Annotated in this window: 8 protein-coding genes; 3 read left to right on the top strand and 5 right to left on the bottom strand. The window is 67.4% G+C overall.

The genetic code is table 11. From position 1 onward, the window contains the following. Positions 1 to 128, bottom strand: a 128-nt coding sequence (locus AC2VOU_RS03470) for a PIG-L family deacetylase (protein ID WP_486956098.1), incomplete at its 3' end; no start/stop codon positions are given. A gap of 138 nt (positions 129 to 266) precedes the next feature. Between AC2VOU_RS03470 and AC2VOU_RS03465 the strand changes: the two genes are divergently transcribed. Beyond that, positions 267 to 851 (top strand): TetR/AcrR family transcriptional regulator, encoded by a 585-nt coding sequence (locus tag AC2VOU_RS03465; protein ID WP_486956096.1) that lies wholly within the window; start codon positions 267 to 269, stop codon positions 849 to 851. Between the two features lie 61 nt (positions 852 to 912). Here the strand turns inward: AC2VOU_RS03465 and AC2VOU_RS03460 are convergent, their stop codons facing one another. The 3 genes from AC2VOU_RS03460 to AC2VOU_RS03450 all read right to left on the bottom strand — a co-directional run bounded on the left by AC2VOU_RS03460 (position 913) and on the right by AC2VOU_RS03450 (position 5,229). After that, complete coding sequence (locus AC2VOU_RS03460; RefSeq protein ID WP_486956097.1) at positions 913 to 2,754, bottom strand: ABC transporter family substrate-binding protein; 1,842 nt, start codon at positions 2,752 to 2,754, stop codon at positions 913 to 915. Positions 2,755 to 2,825: 71 nt separating this feature from the next. After that, the gene (gene typA / locus AC2VOU_RS03455; protein WP_486956095.1) at positions 2,826 to 4,715 is read right to left on the bottom strand and encodes a translational GTPase TypA; all 1,890 of its coding nucleotides are present in this window, start codon (positions 4,713 to 4,715) and stop codon (positions 2,826 to 2,828) included. A gap of 130 nt (positions 4,716 to 4,845) precedes the next feature. Beyond that, on the bottom strand, positions 4,846 to 5,229 hold the full coding sequence (locus tag AC2VOU_RS03450) for a (deoxy)nucleoside triphosphate pyrophosphohydrolase (protein ID WP_486956094.1): 384 nt from the start codon (positions 5,227 to 5,229) through the stop codon (positions 4,846 to 4,848). Positions 5,230 to 5,255: 26 nt separating this feature from the next. Between AC2VOU_RS03450 and AC2VOU_RS03445 the strand changes: the two genes are divergently transcribed. Next, on the top strand, positions 5,256 to 5,540 hold the full coding sequence (locus tag AC2VOU_RS03445) for a 4a-hydroxytetrahydrobiopterin dehydratase (RefSeq protein ID WP_486956093.1): 285 nt from the start codon (positions 5,256 to 5,258) through the stop codon (positions 5,538 to 5,540). On the opposite strand, the gene AC2VOU_RS03440 is transcribed toward AC2VOU_RS03445, so the two are convergent. Beyond that, on the bottom strand, positions 5,537 to 6,814 hold the full coding sequence (locus AC2VOU_RS03440; RefSeq protein ID WP_486956092.1) for a mannosyltransferase: 1,278 nt from the start codon (positions 6,812 to 6,814) through the stop codon (positions 5,537 to 5,539). The genes AC2VOU_RS03445 and AC2VOU_RS03440 overlap by 4 nt on opposite strands. 123 nt (positions 6,815 to 6,937) lie before the next feature. On the opposite strand from AC2VOU_RS03440, the gene AC2VOU_RS03435 reads away from it, so the two are divergent. Beyond that, the coding region (locus tag AC2VOU_RS03435; protein ID WP_486956091.1) for a hypothetical protein at positions 6,938 to 7,456 on the top strand (519 nt) is incomplete at its 3' end.

Here is a 7,456-nt window from a genome sequence, read left to right as displayed (position 1 = left end):
CCGAGCGTGCACGTGACCACCTGGACCTGCGCTCCGCGTGCGACGTAGTGGGCGATGGTGGCACCGTTGGTGATGCTCTCGTCGTCGGGATGAGCGTGCACAAACAACAGCCGCGGAGTTTCCTGCATGCACCGCACACTACTAGGGGCACCCTAGTAGTGTGCGGCAAAGGATTTCGTGGCATAAAGCCCTGAGCCGCAATGACAGTCGACAACTTGGCAAACCCCTGATCACCGCAAATGTACGTCGCTGGCTACTATCGTCGGATGGGACAGCAGACGGCAACGGTCCGCACCCGCCGCCGCGGCAAGCAACTCGAAGATGCCCTGTACGACGCGGCGCTGGCTGAGCTGGCTGCCGCCGGTTACGGCGGGCTGACGATGGAGGGCATTGCCGCGCGGGCGCGGACGGGTAAAGCCGCGTTGTACCGCCGGTGGTCGTGCAAGCGCGATCTGGTCCAGTCCGCGCTGCTCTATGCCCTGCCGCCGCTGCCCGAGCCGCGGGCGGATCGATCCGCGCGGGAGAACCTGCTGGCCGCGCTGAACGCGCACTGCGACCTGGTCGCGGGCAAGACTCCATTTCCGAGCCTGGCCAGCCTGCAGCAGCTACTGCACGAGCCAGAATTGCGGGCGATCTTCACCGATGCCGTGGTCGGACCGCGGTTGCGGATCACCGAGTCGATCCTGCAGGCAGGCGCCGACAACGGCGAGATCGACGCGTCCGCGCTGACGCCCTACACCGCGCGGGTGGGCGCTGCGCTGGTGAATCACCAGATGATGCTGACCGGCGCGCCGCCGAACAAACGTCAGCTCGCCCAGATCGTCGATACGGTGCTTTTGCGGCCGAGCTGAATGACGTTGTAGCACAAAGTTTCTAGGCTAATCGCTATCCACGACGGTCAAGGCGGGCCGCTTACTGCGAGGTCTTGACCCATTGCCCGGCATCGCCGACGATGCCGACCGGGACCGCGCCGGTGAGGCTGACATTTTGCACACTGGGTCCGGCGCCGACGATCGTGGTGTCCTGCAGAATCGGCAGCACCGTGGCCATGTCCCACAGCCTGGGTTCGACTGCGTTGATCACGTCGTTGATGTCCTTGGTACCGCTCAGTGCCGCGTCGATGTCGGCCTGAATGCTGTGGTCACAGATGCCGGTGAGGTTGGACGGCGCCTGCACGAGCGCGCCGGGCTCCTGCGCCTTGGACGGAGGTGTCGACGTGGCGGCGGTCGGCGTCGTCGCGGGCGCGGGCTTTGCGGTCGGGCGGAATGTCGACGGCGCCACGGCCGTCGACACCGCCGTCGCCTCCAACGCGGGGCAGCCGTAGCGAGATGCCAGCAGCGTCGCCAGATTTCCACCGGCCTCACGCCATCCCACCAGCGCGTCGACCTGATTGTTCAGCAGCGCTTCGCGGTACAGCACGACCGGGTCGAGCGCGAGCACGGTCGCGTCGATACCAACGTTGCGTAGCTGGTCAGCCGCGGTGTTCGCGACGGCCACCGAGGTCGGATCGTTGGCCGCGACCCCGAGGACCAGCGACAGATCCTTGCCGTCCTTACTGACGTGACCGCGCGGGCTGTCCGGCGTCGAGGTGTCGTTGTCGATCTGGTAACCCGCCGCCTCCAGCAACCCCAATGCCGCCGTCCGGGTCATCGCGGGCGGCGCGGTCGGCACGTAGCCGGGATCGCTGGGCGACCGGATCTGCGCCTGGTCCAGGCTCACGGTGTTGTCACTGCCCGCACCCACTGCGGCGAGCAGGTCCACGTCGAGCAGGCCCAGGATCGCTTTGCGCACTTGGCCGTCGGCCAACGTGGGCCGGCTGGCCCGCAAGGTCAGCTGCATGATTCGCGGCGTCATGATCCGGGCGGTCCGCACGCCCGGGATCGCCGACAGCTGCGCGAAAACCGCCGAGCCGCCGTGTACTTGAGCTACCTGGGTGTCGCCGTTGCGGACCGAGTCGGCCAGCGCCGCGGGCGCCCCGGCGCGGCGGAAGAGCACCAGATCGGGCTTGGCCGGCGGGCCCCAGTAACGGTCGTTGCGGGCCAGCAGAATCTCGTCACGTTGCGGGTCGATCGACTCCACGCGAAACTGCCCGCCGGTGACCGGCAAAGCGCGGGCCAGCCCGGCCGTAAATCCACCGGGCACGTCCTTGACGATGTGCGCCGGAAGAATGTTGTTGAACAACTCCCGCCACGCCGGATAGGGCCGGGCGAAGGTGACGAGGGCCTGTTTACCGCCGTCGATCGACTGCACCCCGGTGATCAGGTCATAGCCGGCCGGGTCGACCACTCCGGGCTGGCCGACCATCTGGCGCCACAGGTACCAGAAGTCGTCGGCGGCGATCGGGGCGTTGTCGGTCCACTGCGCCTCCGGCCGAATCTTGTAGGTCACCGTGAAGGGGTTCTCGTTGGTCACCTCGGCGGACGTCAGCAGCGTCGGATCCATCTCCCACCGGGATCCCGTCGAAGTGTTCGGATCGACCACCGGTCTAAACGCGCTCGGCAGCACCAGCGCACTCACCGCGGCGTTGACAGCGGACAGATCCGACAACAGATGCGGGTTGAAGCCGGCGCCGATCGAGTCGATGCCCACGATGATCTGACTCTTACGCTGCGGCGGCGGCGCCGTACTACGCGCGGTCGCCGTGCTCTGCGGCGCCGGGGGCGGACTCACCGCACACCCGCCGACAGTCAGCAGCGAAACCAGCAGGCCGGCGGTCGCAAATGCGCGGCGGGCTCGTTTCGGCACGCCCCACAGGGTATCGGTCGTCAGCGGGATCCTCGGGGCTGACTTCTCACCGCGGCTCCTACCTCGCCGCTTGATCGTCGTCAGCCGCGCGCCTTGGCCCGCGCCTTGGCCCGGGCGCGCAATGTTGCGGCGAGCTCGACCTTGCGCACCCTGACCACCTCGGGCGTCACCTCGACGCACTCGTCCTCGGCGCAGAACTCCATGGCCTGCTCAAGACCGAGCTCCAGCGGCCGGGCCAGCGTCTCCATCACATCGGCGGTCGACGACCGCATGTTGGTCAGCTTCTTCTCCCGCGTCACGTTGACGTCGAGGTCCTCGGCGCGCGGGTTGATGCCCACCACCTGGCCTTCGTAGGTGTCTTCGCCGGGCTCGACGAAGAACTGGCCCCGGTCCGCGAGCTGGATCATGGCGAACGGGGTGATCGACCCGCTGCGGTCGGACACCAGCGACCCGGTGTGGCGTGCCTTGATTTCGCCCGCCCACGGCCGGTAGCCGTCGAAGACGGCATTGGCGATGCCGGTGCCGCGGGTCAACGTCAGGAAGTCGGTGCGGAAGCCGATCAGGCCGCGGCTGGGCACGATGAAGTCCATCCGCACCCAGCCGGCGGCGTGGTTGGCCATCTCTTCCATGCGGCCCTTGCGGGCGGCCATCAGCTGGGTGATCGCGCCGACGAACTCTTCGGGGCAGTCGATGGTCATCGCCTCGAACGGCTCGTGCCGTTTGCCGTCGACCATCTGGGTGACCACCTGCGGCTTGCCCACGGTCAGCTCGAAACCCTCCCGGCGCATCTGCTCGACGAGCACGGCCAACGCCAGCTCACCACGGCCCTGGACTTCCCAGGCATCGGGCCGGTCGATGTCGACGACCTTGATCGACACGTTGCCGACCAGCTCGGAATCCAAGCGCGACTTGACCATTCGCGCGGTGAGCTTGTGCCCGGACACCTTGCCGGCCAGCGGCGAGGTGTTGGTGCCGATGGTCACCGAGATGGCGGGCTCGTCGACGGTGATGCGCGGCAGCGCGTGCGCGTGCTCGGGGTCGGCCAGCGTGTCGCCGATCATGATTTCGGGCATACCGGCCACCGCGACGATGTCGCCCGCGATCGCCTCCTCGGTGGCGGTGCGCTCCACCCCCTCGGTGACGAGCAGTTCGGTGATCTTGGCGGCGGTGATGACCGGATGGCCGTCGACCTCGCGCATCCAGGCCACCTGCTGACCTTTTTTGATGCGGCCTTTGTAGATCCGGATCAAGGCCAGCCGGCCCAGGAACGCCGACGCGTCGAGGTTGGTCACCAAGGCCTGCAGCGGCGCCTCGGGGTCACCCTGGGGCGGCGGGATGTGCTCGAGCAGCACGTTGAACAGCGGGTCCAGGTTCTCGCCGTCGGGGTTTTCGCCGTTGGCCGGTTGGGTGGTGCTGGCGATCCCCGCGCGGCCCGACGCGTACAGCGTCGGCAGACCGAGCGCCTCCTCGGCGGCATTCTGAGCTTCGGCGTCGAGGTCGGAGGCGACGTCGAGCAGCAGGTCGTGGCTCTCGGAGACCACCTCGGCGATGCGGGCGTCGGGTCGGTCGGTCTTGTTGACCACGAGGATGACGGGCAGGTGCGCGGAGAGCGCCTTGCGCAGCACGAACCGCGTCTGCGGCAACGGCCCCTCGGAGGCGTCAACCAGCAGCAACACGCCGTCGACCATCGACAGGCCGCGTTCCACTTCGCCGCCGAAGTCGGCGTGGCCCGGCGTGTCGATGACATTGATGACGGTCATCGAGCCGTCCGGGTGCTGGCGATGCACCGCGGTGTTCTTGGCCAGGATCGTGATGCCCTTTTCCTTCTCCAGGTCACCGGAGTCCATCAGGCGCTCGATCGCGTCGTCGCCGCGATGGGTCAGTGCGCCGGACTGCCGGAGCATGGCGTCAACCAGGGTCGTCTTGCCGTGATCGACGTGAGCGACGATGGCGACGTTTCGGAAATCCACGCTGGTGATTGTTTCAGTGCAGGTCGTGTATCGCGAAACTGAGCGGCTGTGACGTTGACGGCGACTGTGCAGCTGCTGCTCGCGGAAATGGTGTTCGCACGCGCACAACCCGCACAGTCGCGGCAGCGTCCTACCCCAATAGCCGACTCAACGCCGTCAGGAACCCGCGGTCGGCGGGCACCCAATCGACGTCGCCGAGTTCCGCGGCGGACACCCAGCGCAGCGCCTCGTGGTCGTGCGGCTGCGGTTCGCCGCTCACCAGCCTCGCCGCGTAGGCACGTAGCGTCGTCGTCGCACTGAGTTCGACGTCGCCGAGATGCTGATCAACCACGACCTCGACGCCGAGCTCCTCGGCGAGCTCACGGATCAGCGCCTCGGATTCGGTCTCCCCCGCAGCGACCTTGCCGCCGGGCAATTCCCAGCGACCGGCCAGTTCTGGCGGCCGGACACGCTGGGCGATCAGCACCTTCGATCCGGCGACGATAGCGCCGGCGACCACGATCAGGTTGACCATCGCGGCTGACGGTATACGGTCACAAGATGGCTGTCTTGACCGATGAACAAGTGGACGCCGCACTGCCTGATCTCAACGGGTGGAAACGCGAAGACGGCGCCCTGCGCCGGTCGGTGAAGTTTCCGGAGTTCCTCGCGGGCATCGACGCGGTTCGCCGGGTGGGCGAGCACGCCGAAGCCAAGGACCACCACCCTGACATCGACATCCGTTGGCGGACAGTGACTTTCGCTCTAGTTACGCACTCCGAAGGCGGCATCACCGATAAAGACGTGGCGATGGCACACGACATCGACGCGCTCCTCGGGAGTTAGCCCCGTCGGGTCTTGAGCCTTCGAGTCGTGGCGACCCAGGCCAGGGTGACCAGCGTCGCCACGATGTAGATCAGGCCGCCCCACGCCTGATACCAGGGACGGCTGTCCTGCCAAATGCTCGGCTGGGCGAAGCTCAGCAGCCAGGGCACTCCGACGACGAGCAGCACCAACCAGATCCAGCCGAGCACCCGCGCCCCGCGGCGATCGGACAACGGACCGTGGAGCAGCCAGATCATCAACGGCACCAACCACACCCAATGGTGCGTCCAGGAAATCGGCGACAGCAGCAACCCGAACAGCTCGACAACCAACAGGCGGCCCAGGCGGTCGTGGATCGCGCGCCAGGCGAGCACGGAAAGTATTGCGGTGACGGCAATTCCGATCAACACCGTCGGGTTATAGCCCGAGTCGTGACCGTCGATCCGGCAAATCGCACCGCGCCAGGACTGGTTGGAGATCGTGCAGATCGGCCCGACCCGGTCGGTCTTGAAGATCAATTCGCGGAAGTAGTAACGAGTTTGATCGCCGACAACCCAGGCCGACAGCGCGATGGTGGCCAGGAACACGCACCCGGAAAACACCGCCGTGCCCCACCGGCGGACACCGACGAAGTAGAGCCCTCCGATCGCCGGCGTCAGCTTCATCCCCGCCGCCGTCCCCAGCAGCAGGCCTGACAGCCACCAGCGGGTACTGAACGCCGCCCCTAACGTGGCCAGCGCCAGCACGACATTGATCTGCCCGTAGTCGAACGTGCTGCGTAGCGGTTCAAGCCAGATCGCGACACCCGTCCAGAGCATCGCCAACCGCCGGCCCTCGCCGACGCCGACACCCAGCAGTCGCTGACTCAGCCGGACCACGCCGTAGAGCGCGGCCATCGTCCCGACCGTCCAGCAGAACGCGACCAGGCCGAACGGCAGGAAGTGCAGCGGGTAGAAGACCACCGCCGCGAACGGCGGATAGGTGAAGGGCAGCGGAAAATCCGGCGTCTGGTCGGCGTAGACGTAGCGGTAGAGACTGCCGGAGTGGTCGAGCATCGCCGCCCCGCCCACATAGACGTGCAGGTCGACGAAGTTGGCGCCGTTGCGCGCCAGGTACGTCCAGGCCAGCCGTGCCAACACGCTGACGACCAAAAGCGCCGGCCCGATCGTGTCGACGGAGATCGCGGGACGGCGATTGATGATTGCCGCCGGAGCGGCCGAGATGGTGTCTATCTGCACGACTCTATCGCCGGGCCCGACATGCGCCGCGGTTCCGTCGCGCGGCCGCTCGGTCACCGCCCCCGCTCGGTTGAGTAACGGTCCCATAAATGCCACACGTGTCACTTGAGTCACTTCGGTATTTGACGGATCGTCTGCGGCGAGGACCTGCACGAAATTCAGCGAGCTTCAGGGAGAATCATGTCAACTGTTCGGACCTTTGTACGCGCCACCGCTGTCGTGGCGGGCTCGTCGGCAGCGTTGCTCTTCGGCGGCCTGATGGGCACGGCCCACGCCGACCCGGGCGCACCGCTGCCCGCCCCCGACATCAGCCAGCAGCTCGTCGGCACCGCGGCTCAGGCGCCGCAGCTGCTGGAGAGCGTCGCGGGGGCACTAGGCGGTCAGCCGGCCTCCCCGCCGCCGCTGGCCAGTGCTTCGATCAAGATGCCGCAGACGCCGGCCGCGACCACCCCCGGCGCGTCGCTGCTCCCGGGCCTGGCATCGCCGGCTCCGGCTGCGACGTCCACACCAGGGCTCGGCATTCCGGGCCTGACGTCGCCGGCTCCGGCCGCGACGTCCACACCAGGGCTCGGCATTCCAGGTCTGACGCCGGCCGCTCCGGCCACCAGCCCTGCGGGAATGCTGCCGCAGGCTCAGCTCAATCTGCCGCAAATCCCGGGCCTGCCGATCCCGCTGCCGCAGCAGGTGTCGCTGCCCGGC

It is taken from the genome of Mycobacterium sp. TH-M25, from assembly GCF_057473665.1.
Note: the sequence above shows the minus strand (reverse complement) of the source record. Positions and strands in the feature narration are given on the sequence as shown.

Bases quoted from the DNA above. Each gene is read 5' to 3' on its own strand.
- AC2VOU_RS03450 (WP_486956094.1), bottom strand. From the start codon at position 5,229: ATGGTCAACCTGATCGTGGTCGCCGGCGCTATCGTCGCCGGATCGAAG.
- AC2VOU_RS03465 (WP_486956096.1), top strand. From the start codon at position 267: ATGGGACAGCAGACGGCAACGGTCCGCACCCGCCGCCGCGGCAAGCAA.
- AC2VOU_RS03445 (WP_486956093.1), top strand. From the start codon at position 5,256: ATGGCTGTCTTGACCGATGAACAAGTGGACGCCGCACTGCCTGATCTC.